17 protein-coding genes are annotated in these 23,983 nt (G+C 36.7%); 8 read left to right on the top strand and 9 right to left on the bottom strand.

What is annotated here, in order from left to right; translation table 11 throughout:
• Positions 1-182 precede the first annotated feature (182 nt).
• Positions 183-1,284, bottom strand: a protein-coding gene (gene prfB, locus ACZIX2_RS10610) for a peptide chain release factor 2 (RefSeq protein WP_463340061.1) whose coding sequence is annotated in 2 segments (ribosomal slippage) — positions 183-1,223 and positions 1,225-1,284 — 1,101 coding nt in all. Because the reading frame shifts where the segments join, the coding sequence is not laid out codon by codon here.
• Between the two features lie 88 nt (positions 1,285-1,372).
• On the opposite strand from prfB, the gene ACZIX2_RS10605 reads away from it, so the two are divergent.
• Entirely contained in the window at positions 1,373-2,401 is a 1,029-nt protein-coding gene (locus tag ACZIX2_RS10605; RefSeq protein ID WP_463340060.1) for a threonine aldolase family protein, read from the top strand.
• Positions 2,402-2,460: 59 nt separating this feature from the next.
• Here ACZIX2_RS10605 and ACZIX2_RS10600 read toward each other — a convergent pair whose 3' ends face one another.
• Positions 2,461-2,781 carry a YbaB/EbfC family nucleoid-associated protein gene (locus ACZIX2_RS10600; protein ID WP_463340059.1) on the bottom strand — a complete coding sequence of 107 codons (321 nt, stop codon included), beginning with the start codon at positions 2,779-2,781 and terminating at the stop codon, positions 2,461-2,463.
• Positions 2,782-2,926: 145 nt separating this feature from the next.
• Between ACZIX2_RS10600 and ACZIX2_RS10595 the strand changes: the two genes are divergently transcribed.
• Positions 2,927-4,987 (top strand): S9 family peptidase, encoded by a 2,061-nt coding sequence (locus ACZIX2_RS10595; protein ID WP_463340077.1) that lies wholly within the window; start codon positions 2,927-2,929, stop codon positions 4,985-4,987.
• A 71-nt stretch (positions 4,988-5,058) separates the two neighbouring features.
• Positions 5,059-6,099 carry a PLP-dependent cysteine synthase family protein gene (locus tag ACZIX2_RS10590; protein WP_463340058.1) on the top strand — a complete coding sequence of 347 codons (1,041 nt, stop codon included), beginning with the start codon at positions 5,059-5,061 and terminating at the stop codon, positions 6,097-6,099.
• Positions 6,100-6,167: 68 nt separating this feature from the next.
• Here the strand turns inward: ACZIX2_RS10590 and ACZIX2_RS10585 are convergent, their stop codons facing one another.
• The 5 genes from ACZIX2_RS10585 to ACZIX2_RS10565 form a co-directional block, all read right to left on the bottom strand.
• Positions 6,168-6,878, bottom strand: coding sequence for a YebC/PmpR family DNA-binding transcriptional regulator (locus ACZIX2_RS10585; RefSeq protein ID WP_463340057.1), 711 nt, complete (start codon positions 6,876-6,878; stop codon positions 6,168-6,170).
• 92 nt (positions 6,879-6,970) lie between these two features.
• Positions 6,971-8,998, bottom strand: a complete 2,028-nt coding sequence (locus ACZIX2_RS10580) for a carboxy terminal-processing peptidase (protein ID WP_463340056.1) — start codon at positions 8,996-8,998, stop codon at positions 6,971-6,973.
• Between the two features lie 215 nt (positions 8,999-9,213).
• Entirely contained in the window at positions 9,214-10,296 is a 1,083-nt protein-coding gene (gcvT, locus tag ACZIX2_RS10575) for a glycine cleavage system aminomethyltransferase GcvT (protein WP_463340055.1), read from the bottom strand.
• 113 nt (positions 10,297-10,409) lie between these two features.
• A complete protein-coding gene (locus ACZIX2_RS10570; protein ID WP_463340054.1) occupies positions 10,410-11,846 on the bottom strand; it encodes a M20/M25/M40 family metallo-hydrolase in 1,437 nt (478 codons plus the stop codon).
• A 187-nt stretch (positions 11,847-12,033) separates the two neighbouring features.
• Entirely contained in the window at positions 12,034-13,077 is a 1,044-nt protein-coding gene (locus ACZIX2_RS10565; RefSeq protein WP_463340053.1) for an alkane 1-monooxygenase, read from the bottom strand.
• A gap of 240 nt (positions 13,078-13,317) precedes the next feature.
• Here ACZIX2_RS10565 and lpdA point away from each other — a divergent pair, with 240 nt between their 5' ends.
• On the top strand, positions 13,318-14,721 hold the full coding sequence (lpdA, locus tag ACZIX2_RS10560) for a dihydrolipoyl dehydrogenase (RefSeq protein WP_463340052.1): 1,404 nt from the start codon (positions 13,318-13,320) through the stop codon (positions 14,719-14,721).
• Between the two features lie 57 nt (positions 14,722-14,778).
• Here lpdA and ACZIX2_RS10555 read toward each other — a convergent pair whose 3' ends face one another.
• Complete coding sequence (locus tag ACZIX2_RS10555; protein ID WP_463340051.1) at positions 14,779-15,153, bottom strand: DoxX family protein; 375 nt, start codon at positions 15,151-15,153, stop codon at positions 14,779-14,781.
• Between the two features lie 269 nt (positions 15,154-15,422).
• Between ACZIX2_RS10555 and ACZIX2_RS10550 the strand changes: the two genes are divergently transcribed.
• The 4 genes from ACZIX2_RS10550 to ACZIX2_RS10535 all read left to right on the top strand — a co-directional run bounded on the left by ACZIX2_RS10550 (position 15,423) and on the right by ACZIX2_RS10535 (position 22,103).
• A complete protein-coding gene (locus ACZIX2_RS10550) occupies positions 15,423-16,727 on the top strand; it encodes an anthranilate synthase component I family protein (RefSeq protein ID WP_463340050.1) in 1,305 nt (434 codons plus the stop codon).
• Between the two features lie 74 nt (positions 16,728-16,801).
• The gene (tilS, locus tag ACZIX2_RS10545) at positions 16,802-18,112 is read left to right on the top strand and encodes a tRNA lysidine(34) synthetase TilS (RefSeq protein WP_463340049.1); all 1,311 of its coding nucleotides are present in this window, start codon (positions 16,802-16,804) and stop codon (positions 18,110-18,112) included.
• Positions 18,109-20,145 carry a protein-disulfide reductase DsbD family protein gene (locus ACZIX2_RS10540; RefSeq protein WP_463340048.1) on the top strand — a complete coding sequence of 679 codons (2,037 nt, stop codon included), beginning with the start codon at positions 18,109-18,111 and terminating at the stop codon, positions 20,143-20,145. Before tilS ends, ACZIX2_RS10540 begins: the two co-directional genes overlap by 4 nt.
• 107 nt (positions 20,146-20,252) lie before the next feature.
• The gene (locus ACZIX2_RS10535) at positions 20,253-22,103 is read left to right on the top strand and encodes a CocE/NonD family hydrolase (protein WP_463340047.1); all 1,851 of its coding nucleotides are present in this window, start codon (positions 20,253-20,255) and stop codon (positions 22,101-22,103) included.
• 275 nt (positions 22,104-22,378) lie between these two features.
• Here ACZIX2_RS10535 and ACZIX2_RS10530 read toward each other — a convergent pair whose 3' ends face one another.
• On the bottom strand, positions 22,379-23,719 hold the full coding sequence (locus ACZIX2_RS10530; protein WP_463340046.1) for an ammonium transporter: 1,341 nt from the start codon (positions 23,717-23,719) through the stop codon (positions 22,379-22,381).
• Between the last annotated feature and the right edge of the window lie 264 nt (positions 23,720-23,983).

Genomic DNA, 23,983 nt, shown 5'->3' with positions numbered 1-23,983 from the left:
CAAAAAAAACCCTCGTTACAAACTTGTAACGAGGGTTTTTAGTCCTTGATTGAATTGGTTAACCTTATGTTTTACATTGTGTTTAGCGGCTTACTTAGTTCTGTTTTTTGCTGGAAAAACAGGAGCTTTTACACATCATAGTATACCCGCTATCAACACAATACAATGGGATGAAAAGTGATTTAGTCTTCCTCTTCTTTTTGTCCCATCATCATGAGATAGGCCTTGAGAAAAGGATCCAAATTACCATTCATTACACTGTCTACATCGCTAGTTTCGTAGCCAGTACGAACATCTTTTACGAGTTTATAGGGATGCATTACATAATTTCTAATTTGCGAACCCCATTCAATTTTCATTTTTTTAGATTCAATTTCGTCTCGTAGGGCTTGTTTCTTTTTTAATTCAATTTCATACAATTGTGATTTTAATAATTGCATGGCCTTGGTTTTGTTGTCCAATTGAGAACGGGTTTCGGAATTTTCAATGATAATTCCGGTAGGATGGTGACGCAAACGTACGGCAGTTTCTACTTTATTTACATTTTGTCCTCCCGCGCCGCTAGATCGCATCGTTTCCCAAGAAATATCCGCTGGATTAATTTCGATTTGAATGGTATCATCAGCAAGTGGATAAACGTATACCGATGCAAATGAGGTGTGTCGTTTGGCATTGCTGTCAAAGGGAGAGATGCGCACCAAACGGTGTACACCATTTTCGCCTTTCAAATAGCCAAAAGAATAATCGCCTTCAAATTCTAATGTCACTGTTTTGATCCCGGCCGTATCTCCTTTTTGAAAGTTTAATTCTTTGATCGTGTAGCCATATTTTTCACCCCACATGATATACATTCTCATTAGCATTTCGGCCCAATCACAACTTTCTGTTCCTCCTGCACCTGCGGTAATTTGAAGTACAGCACTCAGGGTATCCCCTTCATCTGAAAGCATGTTTTTGAACTCGATGGCCTCGATGTGATTGAGGGCTAACTCGTATTGATGGTCTAATTCTTCTACCTCCAGTTCGCCTTCTTTATAGAAATCGTAGGCCAACTGTAATTCGTCTGTCAAAGTAGCCGCTTTGTTGTAATCATCAATCCATTTTTTTTTGTTGCGAATATTTTTGATGATTATTTCAGCTTCTTTGGCGTTGTTCCAAAAATCTGGTGCGAAGGTCTTTTCCTCTTCATTGGTAATTTCGATAAGTTTGGCATCTATGTCAAAGATACCTCCTCAGCGCACCAAGACGCTCTACAATACCTTTAATTTGTTCGGTAGTTGTCATAAATTATTATTAATTTTGTTTTGCAAAAATATAAAAAAAATACCACAGTACAAGCTGAAGTCTTATAGTGGTTGATATACAGCTCTTTATGGAAATAAATTTAGTGAGTGATACCGTTACCAAACCTTCCGCTGAAATGTTGCAATACATGTTCAATGCGGTGGTAGGTGATGATGTGTATAAACAAGATCCTACGGTGATTGAATTAGAAGCTCGAGTGGCTGCCATGTTTGGCATGGAAGCGGGCTTGTTTTTTCCTTCGGGGACTATGGCCAATCAAACCGCGATTAAACTGCATACCCAGCCTGGGGAACAATTGATTGCCGATAAATATGCTCATGTTTTTAATTATGAGGGAGGTGGGGTTTCCTTTAATAGTGGCGTGTCATGTTGTTTGTTGGATGGCAATCGAGGAATGATTACCGCAAACCAAGTGGCGGAAGCAATCAATGATCCTGAGTTTTATCATAGCCCAAAAACCAGTTTAGTTTGTGTGGAAAATACTACCAACAAAGGAGGAGGGGCTTGTTATGATTTGGAAACCTTACAACAAATTAAACAGGTTTGCGATCAGCATAATTTGAAATTTCATTTGGATGGCGCAAGAATTTGGAATGCTTTGGTAGCCAAACGTCAAAATCCTAAAGCCTATGGTCAGTTATTTGATACTATATCCGTTTGTTTGTCTAAAGGACTTGGAGCACCCATAGGTTCGGTTTTGTTATCGGATAAAGCTACTATACATAGAGCCTTGCGTGTGCGTAAGATTTTGGGTGGAGGGATGCGTCAGGTAGGTTATTTGGCTGCTGCTGGTATTTATGCTTTGGAAAATAATATCATGCGATTGACCGAAGATCATCGAAGAGCAAAAGAATTGGGTATTTTGTTGAGTAGGTTACCGTGGGTTGAATCTGTGGAGCCAGTAGAAACGAATATCTTGATTTTTAAAGTGATTCCAAGTATTAGTGATGCCCTTTTGATCGAAAAGCTTCGACAAAAAAACATTGCCATAAGTTCCTTAGGTAAAGGAAAATTAAGAATAGTCACCCATTTGGATTATCGTGAAGTCATGCATTCCTATGTGATTGATACCTTACTTCGTTTGTTTACAGCATAAAAGAAGGGATTTAAAGCCATTGTACTTTAAATCCCTTTTTTGTTAGTCCTTTCAGTTATTTATTTGAAAAGTTGATCCATTCCGGGTATCATAGGCATATCCATCTTTGCCACGGCATCCAATTCTGATTGGTGAATTTGTTGTGCTCTGGCCAAAGCTTTGTTTAGCGTCAAAATTAAATAATCTTCCAATTGTTCTTTGTCTTCAAGTAATTCATCGGCGATATTAATAGAAGTAATAGCTGTATTAGCTGTTACTGTAACGCTTAATAAGTTATCCGCGCTTTTTTCGTCAATCCATACTGTATCCAAACGTTTCTTAGTGTCTTCTATTCTTTGTTGGGTTTCTTTCAATTTACCCATCATGCCCATTAAATCCATTGTTTATCAATTTTATATATTTATAACTGCAAATTTATTATATTGCTTGTTGATAATCAATAGAAAAATCATGATAAAGATCATTCAATTGGAATTCGTTTGTTTTATTTTTGCACTTATAATTACAAATGCAAAAGCACAAGAAATGGCCGAAACAATTCAAGCTCCAGTAGCTAAATGTATTCCCAAAGAATTGGTAAAACACCGTCATACTCGTATTGATAACTATTTTTGGTTAAACGAGAGAGAAAACCCTGAAGTTATTGCTTATTTGAATCAAGAGAACGAGTATTATCAGCAAAAAACGGCTCATACTAAGGCGTTTCAGGAATCACTTTTTGAGGAAATGAAAGCTAGAATTAAGGAAGACGACGAGTCGGTGCCTTATTTTTACAATGGCTATTACTATATTACTCGATACGAAAAAGGGAAAGATTATCCGATTTATTCTCGTAAAAAAGGCAGTCTAACAGCGGCTGAAGAAATACTTTTTGATTGTAATGCTTTGGCAAAAGGTCATGCCTATTTTCAATTGGGAGGTATTAGTATTAGTCCCGATAATACATTAGCATCGTTTGGTGTCGATATAAAGGGGCGCAGAATATACACTATTCAAATTAAAAATTTAGAAACAGGCGAGTTGCTTCCGGATACAATTGAGAATGTTACCGGTGGATCCGTTTGGGCCAATGATAATGCCACTCTTTTTTACACCCAACAAGATGCGGTTACGCTTCGAGCTGATAAGGTTTTTCGTCATCAATTAGGGTCATCGACTAAAAATGACGTTTTGGTTTTTGATGAAGTAGATGAAACTTTTAATGTGTATGTAAGCAAGGAAAAATCAAGAAAATACATTGTCATCGCTTCGGGAAGTACTCTTACTACTGAATATAGAATTTTGAATGCAGATCAACCACTAGGTGATTTTAAAATTTTTCAACCTAGAGTTAGAGGATTGGAATACAGCATTTCGCATTATGGTGATTCTTTTTATATTTTGACCAATAAGGACAAAGCTACCAATTTTAAGTTGATGAAGTGCCCCGAAAACGCAACAGGGAAAAGCAATTGGAAAGATCTTATTCCGCACCGAAAAGATGTTTTACTAGAAGGTATTGAGATATTTAAAAATTACTTGGTGGTCGAAGAGCGTTCGAATGGTTTGAATCACATACGCATCATGCCATGGAATGGATCGGGCGAGTACTATTTGCCTTTTGATAATGAAACTTATAATGCCTACACCACTACCAATATTGATTTTGATACTGATGTTTTGCGTTATAGCTATCAATCTATGGCTACTCCTTCATCTATTATTGATTTTGATATGTCGACCCAAACAAAAGTTGTGCTCAAAGAACAACAAGTTTTAGGAGGGAAGTTCGATAAAACCAATTATATAGAAGAAAGGGTATGGGCCACCGCAACTGACGGCACTAAAATACCTATTTCCATGGTATATCATAAATCGATGGTTAAAAATGGACAAAACCCATTGTTGTTGTATGCCTATGGGTCTTATGGCAATACGATGGAGCCTTATTTTTCGTCTACCCGATTGTCGTTGTTGGACCGTGGTTTCATATACGCCATTGCTCATGTTCGTGGGGGAGAAGATTTAGGTCGACAATGGTATGAAGAGGGAAAACTCTTGAAAAAGAAAAACACTTTTACGGATTTTATTGATTGCTCAAAATTTGTGATTGAGCAAAAATACACTTCTGCTCAGCATTTGTATGCCGAAGGCGGGTCGGCAGGTGGTTTACTTATGGGGGCTGTTGTAAACCTAGCGCCCGAATTGTATCATGGGGTTATTGCTCAAGTTCCCTTTGTGGATGTAGTGACTACTATGTTAGATGATACTATTCCGCTTACTACAGGTGAATATGACGAATGGGGTAATCCTAATTCTAAAAAATATTATGATTATATGTTGTCGTATTCGCCATATGATAATGTAAAAAAACAAAAATACCCCAATCTTTTTGTTTCTACAGGATTGCACGACTCACAAGTACAGTACTGGGAACCAGCAAAATGGGTGGCAAAACTAAGAACATTAAAGACCGATGATTCACAATTGTATCTTGTAACCAATATGGATGCAGGACATGGTGGTGCTTCTGGTCGATTTGAATCTTTGAAAGAATTAGCTAGAGAATTCAGTTTTTTATTAGATTTAGAAAATATTAAAAAGTAATTGATTTTTTTTTTGTTAATTTTGCACCGTATCTGGGTTATTTATAAAATGCTTGGATTAAATATTTTTTTATGAGAGAAGAAATAAACGCTTATAATAATATACTTGAGTTAATAGGGAATACCCCTCTTATTAAACTTAATAAAATCACTCAGGAATTAGCTGGAAGTTTTTATGCAAAAATTGAAGCCTTCAATCCTGGACATTCCTCAAAAGACAGAATCGCGTTGTATATCCTAGAAGAAGCCGAAAAGAAAGGAATTCTATCACCTGGAGATACCATTATCGAAACTACATCTGGAAATACTGGATTCAGCTTGGCAATGGTAAGTATCATAAAAGGATACAATTGTATTCTAGCGGTTAGTTCCAAATCATCAAAAGATAAAATTGATATGTTACGTAGTTTGGGGGCAAAAGTATATGTGTGTCCTGCTCATGTTTCTGCAGATGATGAACGTTCGTATTATAGCGTTGCCAAAAGATTACACGAAGAAACCAAAGGTTCCATCTATATCAATCAATATTTTAATCAATTAAACGTAGATGCGCATTATTATTCTACGGGACCTGAAATTTGGAATCAGACCAAAGGTAAAATTACTCATCTTGTAGCCTGTAGTGGTACGGGTGGGACTATCTCGGGTACTGCAAAATATTTAAAGGAACAAAACCCTAATATTAAAATTTTGGGAGTAGATGCTTTTGGATCGGTTTTGAAAAAGTATCATGAAACCAAAGAGTTTGATGTGGCAGAAATATATCCGTATCGTATTGAAGGTTTGGGTAAAAATTTGATTCCAACAGCTACTGATTTTGATGTTATTGATAAGTTTGTAAAAGTAACTGATGAAGAAAGTGCTCATTCTACCAGAGAATTGGCCCGAAAAGAAGGTTTATTTGTAGGCTATACTTCGGGAGCGGTGATGCAGGCCATCAAACAATATGCAGAAGAAGGAGAGTTTGATGAAAATAGCAATGTGGTTGCTATTTTTCCCGATCACGGATCACGCTATATGAGTAAAGTGTTTAGTGATGAATGGATGAACGATCAAGGATTTTTTGATAGTGTAAACGAAGAAGAAGTTCAGAAAATCGAATTTATAAAATAAAAGTACGGTATAGTACAAGAAAAAAACGCCAATTCAAAATTGGCGTTTTTTTTATATTCATTATTTTTTTATTCTTCCATCGTGTGATACACGTTCATCACGTCGTCGTCTTCTTCTAATTTTTCAATTAATTTTTCAACGTCAGCAATTTGATCTTCGGTTAGCTTTTTAGTGATTTGTGGGATTCTTTCAAAACCAGAGGATAAGATGTCTAACCCTCTATTTTCTAATTCTTTTTGAATCGTTCCAAAACTTCCAAAAGGCGCGTAGATTAAGATACCGTCTTCGTCTTCAAAAACTTCTTCAGCTCCAAAATCAATCAACTCTAATTCTAATTCTTCTGGATCAATTCCTTCTTTAGGCACTCTGAAGTTGCAAGTATGGTCAAACATAAATTCAACAGAACCTTGAGTACCTAAAGTTCCATTGCATTTGTTGAAATAACTTCTAACATTAGCAACGGTTCTATTATTGTTATCTGTTGCGGTTTCAATTAAGATCGCAATTCCGTGGGGTGCATACCCTTCAAAAAGTACTTCTTTATAGTTGGCTGTATCTTTCTCTGTAGCTTTTTTAATGGCGCGTTCTACATTTTCTTTAGGCATATTGGCTGCCTTGGCATTTTGTATTACAGCTCTTAAACGCGAGTTGGCATCAGGATTTGGTCCTCCTTCTTTAACTGCCATTACAATATCTTTGCCTATTCTAGTAAAGGCTTTGGCCATTGCAGACCATCTTTTCATTTTTCTACCTTTTCGGAATTCAAATGCTCTTCCCATTTCTAAACGATTTTGTTCTGCAAAAATACAGTTATTCCCTATTTTACCAAATGGATTTTTGAATCTTTTTAGAGATATTTATGGCATTTTTGTTATTTGAACTCATAATAATCATTAATAATCTCAATGGCCTCTTTTAAGTAATGGTTGCTTGTTATTTCCTTTATTTGGTTTGCTTTTATGGGTTTTTCTAATGGGTATACATTCAGAAGCGCTTCATTAAAACTGGAATTTTTTACCTTCAAAACCATGCTTTCGTCCTTAAAATTGGATATTTTTTTCCAGAGTGTATCTATTTTGTTTTGTTCTTCAATGATGGCCTCCAATTGCATTGGTAAAACTAGCTTGGTTGGATTTACCACTTGATTGATTTCGTTGTTTAAAGTTGCAACCGTGGTAAAATAGGAATTGGACGCCACTCTTTTTTGGCTTCTATTCGCTAACGTTTGAATCAATTTGTTTTTGACAAAAGGCGTAAAGTCAATGCTTTCGGTGAGCTGATCATTGGGGAAAGCACTAGGGTATTCGTTTTCTTTTTTAACTAATGTTTCGTAAAGAATGGGCACCATCACGTCGGGAGTGACACCCATAGCTTGATGACTTTTACCTGTTATTCTATAAAATTTATTAATGGTTATTTTTACAAAATCTTCTTGTTTTTCGTCTAAAGGCAAAATAGTTTGCATCGTGGCTTTTCCTAAGGTTTTGCTACCAATAACCATGGCTCTATTATAATCTTGTAGGATGGCGGCAAAAAATTCACTGGCCGAGGCGCTATTGCTGTTGACTAATAATATCATCGGTCCTTTGTAGGTATAGCCACTGTTTGGATTTTGAATGATTTGTTGCTTTTGACGGCGATCGGCGATGATAGAAATAGGGCCTTTTGGAATAAAAAATCCGGCTAGTTTTATGGCTTCTTCCATAGAGCCACCTCCGTTGTCCATTAGATCTATAACTAATCCTTCGATGTTATCGTTTTGAAGTTTAATGATTTCTGAAGCAACATCTTCAGCACAACTACTGCCATTTTCCTTGTCGAAATTGGAATAAAAGCTAGGTATTTTTATGTAACCAATTTTAATTTTGTCTTCTACAATAAAACTAATTACACTGTTGTCTTTGTCGGTACTCACTTCTTTTTCGAGTGTAACATTGAAGTTTTTAATACCTTTTCTTTTGATGGTCAAGGTTATGATTGTATTGCTGTCCGAAACCATGAGTTCTCCGAGTTGTTCAATTGAAGCACAATTGACATTGAGCACTTCGTTTGCATTGGCAATAGCTACAATTTGATCGCCTTTTTTTAGTTTTCCATTTTTGTAGGCAGGACCATTGGTTTCGATATCCTCTATGATTAATTCATTTTTTTCATTCAAAGCAATGACAAAGCCTAAAGAGAGCCGTTCTTTGGATAATGAGGATAAAAAATTGGTTTTGTTTTTAAAAGTCAAATAGGTGGTATGCGGGTCGAAATACGTACAATAAAGATTGAAAACTTTTTCCGAAATGTTGTTCTTCTTTTGTAAAAGTGTGTTGATTTTACAAATTTCATTTTCAATTGTTTTTTGCTTTAAATCAAGGGCTAAAGAAGTGAAATGCTGTTGTAGCGAATCCATGTTCTTACTTATCGCTACCATTTCATTCAAAATTTCATACTTGATTTTTTTATGCCATGCTTTTTCAATATTGTTTTCGGTTAAATAGATGGGGGCGGGTTTTTTGTGATAGCGCACCGTATCAATTTGGTTGAAATTGAGTGTGTCTTTTTTTATTTTTTCTAAAACCTCCCTGTTCCTTTTTAACCCATTAATGTACCCAATTTCTATGTGATCAATAAAATCACAAGATTTTTTTTGAATTAGATTATCAATTTCTAAACGATATTTTGTAGACAGTTTTTCGTATTCTGTTTTAAAGAATATGTTTCGGGCGGGGTCCAAATCATTGATGATATTATCAAACACAAAAACCGATAAACTATCGTCTATCGGTTTGGGTTGTACGTGTTCTTTTAGCACCAAATTTTGTATTTTGGCTAAGGTTTCGCAATTGGATTCGCTTTTTTGAGCAAAAATATTGCAAGAAATCAAAAGTAAGACCCAGCCTATTTTTTTCATTACCTTGAATTTAAATTTAAGCATTTCCCAATAAAATGCTTTATATTACGCTAGGATTTTCAATGTTTGACTACCAATTTCGTGAAGAAGATCTAGTGCACTTATCAATAGTTTATGCTATATAAAATTCAGCTCGTTTAATTTACTAAAAAAAAGACGTGTCTTGTGTGTTTTGATTGTATTTTTTGGATTTGAAATCCAAGGTTGTTAGGTGCTTATTTTTTGTAAAAAGGTAATTTTACCACTTTTGCAGCTACTTGGTTCTTACGGATTTTGATAAATATATCACTATCTATAGCGCTATGTGAGGTTGTTACATATCCAAGTCCGATTCCTTTGTTTAACGAAGGCGACATCGTACCCGAAGTAACCTTTCCGATAACCTTTCCGTCTTGATCCACAATTTCGTAATCGTGTCTAGGAACGGCGCGTTCTTGCATTTCGAAGGCAATTAATTTTTGGCTTACTCCTTCTTCTTTTTGTTGTTTTAAAGCTTTGGAGTTGGTGAATTCTTTAGTGAATTTTGTAATCCAACCTAATCCTGCTTCCATTGGAGAAGTGGTGTCGTTTATGTCGTTTCCGTATAAACTGAACCCCATTTCTAATCGAAGGGTATCTCTAGCAGCAAGACCAATTGGCTGAATTCCGTAAGGCGCTCCCGCTTCAAATACTTTGTTCCAAATGGTTTCTACCTGATCATTTTTGCAATAAATTTCAAATCCTCCTGATCCCGTATATCCTGTTGCAGAAATAATAACGTCTTCAAAACCTGCAAATTCGTCTACTTTGAAATGATAATAAGCAATGGTGCTTAGGTCTATCTTGGCTAAGGGCTGCATGGCTTCCACAGCTTTTGGACCTTGAATAGCTAGCAAAGCATAGTCATCAGAAAGGTTTTGCATGGTTACATTTTCAGTATTATGTGCCACAATCCAATTCCAATCTTTTTCGATATTAGAAGCATTGACTACTAAGAGGTATTTTTCTTCTTCCAATTTGTAGATAATTAAATCGTCTACAATTCCTCCTTCGTTATTGGGTAAACAAGAATATTGAGCTCTGCCAACCGTAAGTATGGCAGCATCGTTCGAAGTGATTCTTTGTATTAGATCTAAAGCTTTAGGCCCAGATAAAATAAATTCACCCATATGCGACACGTCGAATACACCAACGGCATTTCTAACGGTTTCGTGTTCGGCATTGACTCCAGCATACGTAATAGGCATGTTGTAACCAGCAAAAGGAAGGATTTTAGCACCTAATTGTTCGTGTATGTGTGTTAAAGCAGTATTTTTCATGGATTTTTGTAGTTATAATTTGGAAGGGCTAAAGTATTACTTTTATTCTTGGTTACAAAGGTTTTAAAAGAGTTATTATAGGTTGTTTTATTGAGAAATTCGTAGTAAAAAGACTAATCGTTGAGATTTTGGAATAATCGAATGTAAAATCGGATCATATTATGGTAATTTTTTATATCGATACTTTCGTCAAATCCGTGAACGGTTTCTAAATCGGCATTGGTAAATTGAAGTGGAATGAAACGCAAAATGGTATTACTCGTTAGATTAAAATGTCTGGAGTCGGTTGCTCCAATGACGAGAAGCGGAGCGACTATGGCTTTTGGAAAAATTTCATTGCAACTTTTTTCAATGGCTTTATATCCCAAGGATCTTTTTTTGGCTACAGGAGAGGCGTTTACCGCTTCGCCTTTCAAACTAACTTTTACATTTGGGTTTTTGATTACGCGATTAAGATAAGGTACTATATCTTGTATGGAATCGCCTGGAATTAATCGGAAATTGATTAATGCAGTGGCTTTGTGTGGCAACACATTTTCTGCTTCTCCTGCACTGAAAAGGGTAGTGGCCGATGTGGTTCTAATGAGTGCATTGGTGGTGTTTTTTTTGGATAGTACCTTTTTGATTAATCCACTAAAAAGCCAACTGTTTTTAAAAACAAACTTCTTGGAAAAATCCATAGCTGTAGACAGTTCGTTGAAGGTTCTTTTGGCTAGACCATGATAGTGGGCACGAAAAGGGTGATTCTCAATATTGGCAATGGCTTGACTTAATTGTCCAATAGCGGTGCGTTTTGTAGGCATAGAGGAATGACCACTTTCTTGATCTACGGTTAATTCAGCCGTAGCGTATCCTTTTTCTGCTATGCCAATAAAAGCTATGGGTTTTGTTACTTCTTCTACCAAATCTAGCGCCACACCGGGACCTTCGTCTAATATGAATTCAAAGTTGATTTTGTTTGTCATGAACCATTTTGCAATTTCTTTAGCCCCACTACCATTAGTTTCTTCATCATCACCAAAGACAAAATAGGTTGTTCGCTTGGGTTCAAAATGATTTTTGATGGCATATTCAGCGGCTTCTAAGAGTCCAATTAAGGAGGATTTGTCGTCTAATGTGCCTCTGCCATAAATCTTGCCCTCTTTAATATGTCCGCCAAAAGGAGGGAAATTCCATTTGGCTTTTTCGTGATTTGCAGGCACAACATCTTGATGCGCCATGAAAAGATTGGGTTTTAAGTTAGGATTTTGACCTTCCCATTTCAAACAAATTGCGTTGGATTTGAATGGTATTTCTGTACAAGTGCTGAATACCGAAGGGTAGCTTTGTTTGAGGAAGGCCTTGAATTTTCGAAATTCGTTATTATAAAAGGTTAGAGAATCTTTTTTTGAAACGGTTTCAAATTGAATGGCTTTTACCAAGTGTTGGGTAGTGGAATCGGTTAAAATGATGTTTTCGTAAGTGATTTTCTTTTTCTTTTTTTTCCAACGAATCTGACTACTAGCCGTGAGCGTAAGCAATAATAAGAAAAAACAATACAATAATCGCATGGTATAAAAGTTGGTCTTTGAACCGTTTAAAGAAACGAATTAAAATCCAAATTCCAAAATTCCATCCCGAATCGTTGCGACCATATTCAATTGGAAAGTTAGTGCTAAGGTAAAGGTTGCTGTTTTACCTTTACTGAAAAGGTGTACTTCATGATCTGCTAAGTTCCTAGATAGACACTTAGAATTTTTAAGGCAACAGTTGTTCTTTTTGGTAAAAGCGAGACAATTGACGATGTACTACATAAAACCATAGCGGCGGAACTAATGAGAGTAACATCATTCCAGGGTAACCTGTTGGCATTTGTGGGCTGTGGTCATGATGTTGTAATAGTTGGTATTTTTTGCTTGCTAAATAGTGATGATCCGAATGTCTGGAAAGTTCAAGTAACAATAACCGACCAATTGGGTGGTTGGAATTCCAAGAATGGGCGGGTAGTGTACGTTCGTATTTATCACCCTTCTGAATTCGTTGTAAGCCATAATGTTCAATATAGTTTACTGTCTCAAGGAGAATAATCCCCATGAAAGCACCACCAATGAAAAAGAGGGTCGTTTTCCAATCATACATAGTGTAAATAAGCACAATAAGTGCTAATTGACTCCCTTGAAAAACCAACATTTGGTTTTTGCTACTCCAAACAAGTTTTGGGTCGTGGTTGAGTCTTTTGGCTTCCAATTCCCACGCCGATTGCCAACCTTTAAAAATAGATCGTATATAGAAAGCGTATACGGTTTCGCCTTTTCTGCTACTGGCGGGATCAATAGGAGTGGCTACATTTTTATGATGTCCTCTGTTGTGTTCGATATAAAAATGTAGGTATAATGAGGTCAATAACAGCATTTGGCTCATGGCTTTTTCGTAAGCTTTGGAACGGTGTCCAAGTTCATGCGCTGCATTAATCCCGAGTACACCGCAAGCGATACCGTAGGCGGTTGTCCATCCTATTTTTATGATAAGGGTTTGATCAGTGGAACTGATTTGATGTAGAAAATAGCCTAATATGAGGTATTGCATGGGGACCAGTCCGTAGATGATCCAATCGTATAGAGGGTTGGTTCGTGCTTTTGCTTCTTCTTCCGGGTTTAAGTTGGTGTTGTCTTCTTTGGTAAAAAAGTCAACAAAAGGTACTAGTCCAAAAACAAAAAACAAGGCAAAATAGGACCAATAATTAGTGCTGTTCAAAGACACCAGCACCACAAAGGGAGTAATGTATACAGAGAAGTATTTCATGATGATTTTGATGATCGAGCGTGAATCAAATTAAAGAATAAATATAAAAATAAAAATCGAATTGTTGCTAGTTCTGTTAGTGCTCCTTTCTTTTTAAGATACCTCAAGCGCAATCGATAGCGTTTCCTCCATCAAAAAGAAGGATTGTCGTATAAAAATTACACAAAAAACCTTAAAATAAACTGTTACACAATATTTAGTTTCCCTATTTTTGTCGCACAAAATATAAAATAACACACTATGAGTTCATTTGATGTAGTCATTATAGGTTCTGGTCCTGGTGGATATGTATCGGCCATTCGTTGTGCACAATTGGGGTTCAAAACTGCTATAATTGAGAAATATACCACCCTGGGTGGTACCTGTTTAAATGTTGGGTGTATCCCTTCTAAAGCCTTGTTGGCTTCGTCACATCATTACGATGAGATTAAGCACTTTGCCGATCACGGTATTACCCTTTCTGGCGAAGTTACTGTGAATTTAGAAAAAATGATTGCTCGCAAACAAGCGGTTGTAGATCAAACTTCGGGTGGTGTTCAATTTTTGATGGATAAAAATAACATCACGGTTTTCAATGGTATGGGATCGTTTGTAGATGCCACACACGTTGCCGTAACTAAAGCTGACGGTACGGTAGAAACCCTTGAAGCTAAACATATTATTATTGCTACGGGTTCCAAACCAGCATCATTACCTTTTATTTCAATCGATAAAGAACGAATTATTACTTCGACCGAAGCATTAAAATTAAAAGAAGTACCCAAACATTTGGTGATTATTGGAGGAGGAGTAATTGGAATTGAACTTGGGCAAGTGTATTTACGTTTAGGCGCTCAAGTTTCGGTTGTGGAATTTATGGACCGAATTATTCCGGGTATGGACGGTGCTTTGTCTAAAGAATTGACCAAAGTATTGAAAAAACAAGGGATGAAATTTTATACATCTCACAAAGTACAGTCTGTAGAGAGAAATGGAGAGGTTGTAGTTGTAAAGGCTGAAAACGCAAAAGGAGAGATTGTTTCTTTGGAAGGGGATTACACTTTAGTTGCGGTAGGACGTCGTCCATATACGGATGGATTACAAGCTGAAAATGCAGGTGTGAAAATTAACGAAAGAGGTCAGGTTGAAGTTAACGACCATTTACAAACTTCAGTGTCTCATATTTATGCTATAGGCGATGTAGTTCGAGGCGCTATGTTGGCTCATAAAGCTGAAGAAGAAGGAACTATGGTAGCAGAATTCATTGCTGGACAAAAACCACATATTGATTATAATTTGATTCCAGGAGTTGTATATACTTGGCCTGAAGTTGCCGCTGTTGGACAAACAGAAGAACAGTTGAAAGCGTCTGGAGTATTGTACAAATCGGGATCATTTCCTTTTAAAGCATTAGGAAGAGCTCGCGCAAGTGCTGATTTGGATGGCTTTGTTAAGATTCTTGCCGATGCCAAAACAGATGAAGTATTAGGGGTGCATATGATAGGCGCTCGAACAGCTGATTTGATCGCTGAAGCGGTAACCGCTATGGAGTTCAAAGCATCGGCTGAAGATATATCTAGAATGTCTCATGCGCATCCCACCTTTGCAGAGGCTATCAAGGAAGCAGCCTTGGCAGCTACTGAGAACAGAGCCTTGCACGTGTAAATCTAACTTGCTATATCAAAAAAAACTCCTTATCTATGATGAGGAGTTTTTTTTATCTCAAGGTGTGAATACACTTTTGTAATTGTCCCAATAGCGATAGATTAAAAATATATTCCCCATAAATAGTACCACCGCAATAGGGATACCACTGGGTTCCAAAAAGAAATGGATACACAAAATATTAATGGTTATTGGCAGAATTAGGATATTGGCCAAACTAACAAAACGATTGCTCACAAATGCAATTCCACAAAGTAGCTCAATTCCTTTGGCAAGAGGCATGATATAAGTTGCGGCTACCAATCCTACATTAAAAGCTTTAAAATTACCATTAGTTTCAGGCTCAGGCATTAAACTAAAGAAATAGCCTAGCGAGGCAAATAAAAGTAATAAACCTATCAAAATCCGAATAATTGTTGTTGCTATATTCATAAATTCACTTTTTAAAGATTAATCCAATTGCTAAAGCAAATAAACATTAATGATTTGAAAATATGTGGCTGATAGTGTTTTATATGGAATGTTTAAATGCTACACAAAAATACGTAATAAATTGATAATAAGTTTTTTGCGTGCTTGTTTTGTGTAGGGTACATATTTCCAAATAAGCCTTAAAAATCGTCACATGAATTAGTTTTTCTTTGCATTTAGGTGTGAACTCTTTTTTTATCGTAATTTTGAGGCATATAAATACGATATTTTTGAGAGTTTCGAAATTTTATACTATTAGCGATTCGGTTCTTTTTAAAGAACAACTGTTGCATTGGGCACAGCAATTCAGAGAAGTGGTGTTTTTGGATAGCAACGATTATCCTCAAACGCATACTAGTTTTGATTGCGTGTTGGCTGTAGACGCATTTACAGCTATACAAACTGATTATCATCAGGCTTTTGAGGACTTACAACAATACCAACAAACTACCAAAGATTGGCTGTTTGGTTATTTGTCATATGATTTAAAAAATGATACAGGGCGCTTGGAATCTAGTAATTTTGATGGATTACATTTTCCAGATTTGTTTTTTTTTCAACCCAAAAAACTCTTTTTTATTTCCAAGGAACAGGTAGAAGTTTCTTATCTGACTTTTTGTGATGATGAACTCGAGGATGATTTTCAAGCTATTTTAAATACCCCAATTCCAAATGCTTTTCAAGACTCTTTGGAGAGTAATAGTTCAGCTTTGGACATTCAAGCTCGTATTTCTAAGGCGGAGTACCAAGATAAAGTAGCGTTGATGCTTTCGCATATACATCGTGGCGATATCTACGAAGCTAATTTTTGTATGGAATTTTATGCTACACCTGCAACAGTAGATCCTTTGGCTGTTTTTCAAAAATTGGACGCACTTTCCGAACCCCCATTTGCCGTATTTTTCAAAAACCATCATCATTTTCTGATGTCGGCTTCCCCTGAGCGGTACTTGCGTAAAGAAGGGGATAAAATTATTTCGCAACCCATCAAAGGGACAAGCAAGCGGTTTTCTGATCCTAATTTGGACTTACAGTCGCAACAAGAATTGGCTCAAAGTGCCAAAGAACGCAGCGAGAACATCATGATTGTAGATTTGGTTCGCAATGATTTGTCACATACCGCGATAAAAGGGTCGGTACACGTAGAAGAGTTATGTGGTATTTACACCTTTAAGCAAGTACATCAAATGATTTCCACTGTGGTTTCGCAGGTAGCACCTACCACTTCTCCAGTAGCTGTGCTTCAGACTACGTTTCCAATGGGGAGTATGACAGGAGCACCCAAGATTTCGGCTATGCAAATTATTGAAAATCTTGAAGCAACAAAACGGGGGGTGTATAGTGGAGCTGTAGGTTATTTTTCACCTACAGGTGATTTTGATTTTAATGTGGTGATTCGAAGTATTTTATACAATCAAAAAAATCAATACGTCTCTTTTTCCGTAGGCAGTGCAATTACTGCGCTTTCTGAGCCAGAAAAAGAATATGAAGAGTGTATGCTCAAGGCGGCTGCTATGCGTATCGTATTGTCCTAGAACTAGAAAGTTTTTAATTTTAAAAAATAGCCTAACAATACCGACTTCAATATATAAAATCCTATTTTTGACTCATGCTAGAGCAATTAAGTAAACATCTCGACATCACTTTTCCCTTTCTGGCACAGAAAAGACTTTTTTTGGCCGTGAGTGGAGGAGTGGATAGTATGGTTTTAGCGCATCTTTTTCAGCAACTTCCCTTTGACATAGCTATTGGACACTGTAATTTTCAATTGCGTGGCATAGATAGTTTCGAGGATCAGCATTTTGTTCAAAACTATGCCCATCAACAGGGTATTCCTTTTTATTATACCCAATTTGACACGCAAGCTTTTGCGGAGGATTACAAATTATCCATACAAGTTGCAGCAAGAGAATTGCGTTATCATTGGTTTTTAGAACAAATCGATTTGCATCACTACGATTATGTGTTAACCGCTCATCACGCGGATGATAATTTAGAAACTTTTATTATCAATCTTTCCCGAGGGACAGGAATAGAAGGGTTGGTAGGAATTCCAGATCAAAACGAACACGTCATTCGTCCTTTATTGATTTTTTCTAGAGCCGAAATTGAAGCCTATGCACAAACCCATCAATTGGTTTGGAGAGAGGATCGTAGCAATGCTTCTGATAAATATTTAAGAAATAATATCCGACATCATCTAGTGCCCTTGCTTAAATCGTTACATCCGAATTTTTTAGGATCCTTTGCCAAAACGCAACAGTATTTGCAAGATGCGAAAACCTTGGTAGATGATGCTGCCGTAATGGTATACCAGCAAGTAGCTCGCGAAGAAGACGAAGCCATTTATTTCGACTTAACACAATTGATGCGTTTGCCCAATTATACTGCTTATTTGTATCAATGGTTGAAGGATTTCGGATTTACGGCTTGGAAAGATATTTATGATTTAGTAGACAGTGCGTCTGGGAAACAAATACTAGCCAAAGATTTCCGACTGTTGAAAGATCGTAATCATTTGATTTTATCTCCCACGACCCCAAGTGTCTCTGAAACGTATGCTATAGATCGTGAAATAAGTGAAGTTAAGATTCCCTTAAAACTACGTTTTACTATTGTTGAAAGTATCTGTCAATCGGATGCAAACACTATATTTGTCGATGCAAGCAAATTATCATATCCCTTGCAGCTGAGAAAATGGAAAGAAGGCGATTCTTTTTTTCCTTTTGGGATGCAAGGCCAACGAAAAAAAGTAAGCAAGTTTTTTAAAGACGAAAAGATGTCGTTACTAGAAAAAGAAAATACTTGGCTGCTTTGTTCTGAAGATCAGATTATTTGGATTATAGGCAAACGTGCCGATGAACGATTTAAAATAGAAACCACAACCCCCACCATATTAAAAATAGAATTTACTGCATGAAAAAGTTTGTATTACTAGCCCTATCTCTTTTCTACTTAGGCAATCTTTATAGCCAAATATTGAATCCGGTACAATGGACCGCAAAAATTGAACAAAAGTCATCCACCAATTACCTCATTACTTTTGATGCTGTGATTGAAAACGAATGGCATGTTTATTCGCAGTATACCCCCGATGGCGGTCCGCTTCCTTTGGAAATTATCTTCAATAATCAGGCTGGTAATTATCAATTGGTAGGCAAGGCCAAAGAAGGAAAGACTCGTACAGCTTTTAATGATGTTTTTGGAGTTAACGAAACCTTTTTTGAGAAAAAAGGACAGATAACCCAAGAAATAACAATACTTAACAAAGGTTTGAAATCCATAGTGGTTGCGATCAACTATCAGGCTTGTAAAGAAGTATGCTTGAACTTAGAGAAAAAGTTTACTATTGCTATACCTCAAAGTTCTTCAGATGCAAAAGGTTTAGAGTCTAAAGAAAATAAGAGTGTTTCGGATACTACTTCAACTTTTACTTTAACTAAAGATACCGCGTCTGTGGCATCAAAAGTAGCTATAGACGAAACAAAAGTTGATGCGCCAAACACAGCTGCAACTGCATCTAATACTTCAGCTTCACACAGCTTATGGGCTATCTTTTTTATTGCATTTATCTCTGGATTTGCGGCCCTATTGACTCCTTGTGTTTTTCCTATGATTCCGATGACGGTAAGTTTTTTCACCAAACAATCTAAAAATAGAGCAGCAGGTATTCGAAATGCGATTATTTATGGTATTTCAATAATAGTAATCTATGTTGTTTTGGGCTTACTAGTAACCTGGATTTTTGGTGCTGATGCACTCAATGCCATTTCTACCAATGTTTGGTTTAATTTGGTGTTCTTTGTCTTGTTGATCGTATTTGCAACTTCATTTTTAGGCGCTTTCGAGATTATGTTGCCTAATTCTTGGGCTAACAAAGTAGATAGTCAAGCGGATAGAGGAGGAATTGTTGGAATTTTATTTATGGCTTTGGCATTGGCTATAGTTTCTTTTTCCTGTACGGGACCTATAGTTGGTACTTTGTTGGTGGAAGCTGCTTCTAAAGGTGGTATTGCTCCAATTGTGGGTATGTTGGGCTTCTCCTTGGCTTTGGCTATGCCTTTCATGTTGTTTGCTATGTTCCCAGGTTGGTTGAATTCGTTGCCAAAATCAGGAGGCTGGTTGAATACTGTAAAAGTGGTATTGGGCTTTTTAGAATTGGCTTTGGCTTTTAAATTTTTATCCAATGCCGACTTGGTTTTACAACTGCATTTGTTGGAACGTGAAGTATTTATTGCAATTTGGATTGCTATTTTTGGCGCATTATCCTTGTATTTGTTTGGTAAGATTACCTTGCCTCATGATAGTCCAACTTCTTCAATATCTGTAGGAAGATTGTATATGGGATTGTTAACTTTGATTTTTACTGTATATTTAATTCCTGGTCTTTGGGGAGCTCCCTTGAAACTCATTAGTGCATTTCCACCACCTATGGAATATAGCGAAAGTCCACATGGCGTTGGAGGATCGTTGCCAACAGCCACAGTATCAGCATTGCCTCAGGGTGCTAAAAGGGGCCCACATGGTATTACAGTTTTTGATGATTACGATATAGGGTTGGCTTATGCCAAAACCGTAAATAAACCTATTATGCTCGATTTTACTGGTTTTGCTTGTGTAAATTGCCGCAAAATGGAAAACAACGTTTGGTCTGATTCAGAAGTGTTGTCTATCTTAAAAGATGAAGTCGTGGTGATTTCTTTGTATGTTGATGATAAAAGAGCTTTGCCTGAAAGTGAACAATTTGTATCAAAGACTACGGGTGAAACCATTGAAACCATAGGGGATAAATGGACCGATTTTATGATTTCAAAATACAAGACCAATACGCAGCCGTTGTATGTATTGATTGATTTGGAAGGGAACAGTTTAAACCCAAAACAGCCTACGATAAGTTATGTGGGAATTCCAGAATACGCTGCCTGGTTACGTGCCGGTATTGCTAAATTTTAGTTTTTATATCAACTATAGAGCCTAAATTTAAGAATTATACTATAACCCATCTTTTTCAAGATGGGTTTTTATATTTTTACACTAAACTAATTCAAAATCTAAGATTCATGAAAAAATTGTTTCAGTTGGGATTATTTTTTCTTGCTCTGACAGTTGTTGCGCAAGACAAGACCCAAAACTATGTTACAGAAAATTACACCAAAAAAGAAGTGCATATCAAAATGCGCGATGGTTTGGAATTGTTTACAGCAATTTACTCCCCAAAAGACACCTCCAAAAAATACCCAATAATCATGCTGCGAACGCCTTATGATTGTTCTCCCTATGGCGAAGATCAGTTTGATCGCAATATTGGACCTAATGAAATCATGATGAAGGAAGGGTATATTGTAGTGTACCAAGATGTGAGAGGGCGTTATATGAGTGATGGATTGTATGATAACATGCGTCCATTTTTACCCAATAAACAAAAGAAAACAGACATAGATGAGGCTTCAGATACCTATGACACGATTGATTGGTTGGTCAAAAATGTACCTAACAACAACGGTAATGTAGGTACTTGGGGAATATCTTATCCCGGTTTTTATGCTTCTTATTCTTTGTTGAGTCAGCATCCGGCTTTAAAAGCGGTTTCTCCTCAAGCCTGCATAGCTGATTTCTTTTTTGATGATTTTCATCATAATGGCGCCTATTTGTTGAGTTATTGGAAAGTTACGCCACTTTTTGGGCCACAAAAAAAACAACGTACTACTGAACCTTGGTTTAAATTTCCGAATGTAGGGACCAATGATGATTATGATTTTTTCTTAAAAACAGGGCCGCTGTCTAAATTGGATACATTTTATGATGCAACCGATGAATTTTGGCAGCAGTTGAAAACGCATGTGAATTATGATGCCTTTTGGCAAAAACGTGGTTTGTTACAACACTTAAAAAATATCAAACCTGCCGTAATGGTGGTTGGTGGCTGGTTTGATGCCGAAGATTTATATGGTCCTTTAAATACCTATGCCACTATCGAGAAGAACAGCAAAAACTATAATACCCTTGTAATGGGGCCGTGGAGTCATGGCGATTGGGCCAGAAATTCGGCCAAACAAGTAGTTGGTAATATTGCTTTTGGCGACAGTATTTCGGCTTTTTATCAGAAAAATATCGAGGCGAATTTCTTCCGTCATTTTTTGAAAAACAATGGAAAAGGGGATAGTAAATTACCCGAAGCGTATGTGTTTGATACTGGAAACAAAGAATGGAAGACATTTGATACATGGCCACCAAGGCAGACCGAAAAAAGACGTTATTATTTACAATCCCAACAAAAATTATCTCAAAATGCGCTTAACACTATTTCCTCTGAGTCCTTTGTGAGTGATCCCAAAAAACCAGTGCCTTACAGTGAAGATATTAAGCAGCAAGGTTTAACACCAAGAAAATACATGACCGACGATCAGCGTTTTGCGGCCAGAAGACCTGATGTTTTGGTGTTTGAATCGGATGTGTTGTCTCAAGATATGACTTTGGCTGGTGAAATACTAGCTCGCTTACAAGTGGCGACTACTGGAACTGATGCGGATTGGATTGTTAAAGTAATCGATGTTTTTCCAGCAGACGAGCCGGAGACCAAGATGGCCTCCTCGCATTTGAAAATGAGTAATTATCACATGATGGTGCGTAGTGAAGTGATGCGCGGGCGATTTAGAAATGATTTTGTACAACCAGAACCATTTACTCCTAATGAAAAAACGGCGGTCAATTTTAAATTGCAAGATGTTTTTCATACTTTTAAAAAAGGACATAAGATTCAAATTCAAGTACAAAGTACCTGTTTTCCTTTAATTGATTTGAACCCACAGACCTTTGTGCCTAATATTTTCTATGCCCAACCCGAAGATTTTACCACACAAACTCATAAGGTTTTTTCAGATTCGGTTATAGAGTTTACAGTGTTGAAGTAATGAGAGAGTAAAATTCCTAAGTCATTAGTAGTGTCTTTATAAGATACGAACACTCTCAGTAATTTAGTGTCTTATGGAATGAATAACTATTTACTTTTTAACTTAACTAATGTTTTCAATAGTTAACAAAAAAACTCGAGCGGAATGGCTCGAGTTTTTTGTTGATTTCTAGTGGTTAGCTAGAAGTTTGCTTGCAAGAATATACATCAAAGGTTAAATTTAATCCTCCTCTTGCTTGCTTTTGGTTGGTTAGTTAATTATTTGGTTTTGGTTTGTTAGTTTTGAAGTGAAAATTCATATTCTCCGTGTTGAGAAATGTCAAGTCCTAATTCTTCTCTTTCTTCTGTCACACGTAAAGGTGTAATTTTGTTGATGATAAAAAATAGCGCATAGGATGCTGCAAAAGCAAATACAGATACGATTACCATTGCTTTCAATTGTGTTAAAAATAAGGTAGCATCTCCGAAAATCAATCCTTCGTTATCTCCAACAATTGAATTTACTGACTTAGAAGCAAAAACACCTGTTAATAACATACCTGTCATACCGCCAACTCCATGACATGCAAATACATCCAAAGCATCGTCGATTTTTCCTTTAGGGAATTTGCTACAAACTACATTACTTACTACACTAGAGATGATTCCGATAGCAATGGCGTGAGAAATGCTTACAAAACCTGCAGCAGGAGTGATAGCTACTAAACCGACAACAGCTCCGATACATGCACCCATAGCTGATAATTTGTGTCCTTGAATTTTATCGAAGAAAACCCAAGTCATAGCAGCAGCTGCAGCAGCTACAGTAGTAGTACCTAAGGCTTGTGCGGCCAAACCACTAGCTCCAACAGCAGATCCTGCATTAAATCCGAACCATCCGAACCATAATAAACCAGTTCCTAATAATACATAGGTAATGCGAGCAGGGTTTACTTTTTGTACTTTTCTTTTTCCTAAAAAGATAGCACCGGCTAATGCAGCCCAACCAGCACTCATGTGTACTACGGTACCACCAGCAAAATCCAATACTCCCCATCCGAAGAATAGGCCGTCAGGGTGCCATGTCATATGACATAGAGGGGCATATATTGCAATAATAAATAATACCATGAATAATAAATAAGCCCAAAAACGAACACGCTCAGCAAAAGCACCAGTAATTAAGGCAGGGGTAATGATGGCAAATTTAGCTTGAAAAAAGGCAAATAAAATAAAGGGAATGGTTGGTGCTAATTCCCAAGCGCTAGTGTAATTTACACCTTCGAACATGAAATTAGCTGTAGGATCTCCTATGATACCTCCTATACTAGGACCAAAGCACAATCCGAAGCCTACTACGACCCATAAAACCGTAACAATCACCATAGCCATAAAACTTTGAAGCATTGTACTGATTACATTTTTTTTACCTACCATACCTCCATAAAAGAAACCTAAACCAGGAGTCATAAGTAAAACCAAAGCTGAAGCTACAATCATCCATGCTGTATCTCCAGTATCCAATTTTAAGGCTACTACGTGAGCACCAAGTTTGGCGGTTTCTGCTTGAAATGCCATTGAAAAAATTGATAATCCCAAAATTGTGACAAGAATCACACTTAAAACAATCTTACGCATAATTTATTAGTTTATGTTAATTACGAGGGTAAAAATATAAAATCATTTTTAACCCCTATAAAAAATATTAATTAAAACTTAATTTTTGTTATTTTCTGAATTTGACCCCCTAAAAAATAGGGTATTGTTTAAAAATGATTTATTTTTTAATATTTTAAAAATAGAGTAGTTGGATTTTTGAGGGGAGGTTAGGGTTTAGGGGTTAAAGTTTAAGGTTTAAAGTTTAAGGTTTAATTTTGAGGTATAAGGTGTGGTACAATTTAA

It is taken from the genome of Flavobacterium riviphilum, assembly GCF_055231795.1.
The sequence above is the reverse complement of the archived record's forward strand: the minus strand, read 5'-3'. Positions and strand labels throughout refer to the sequence as shown.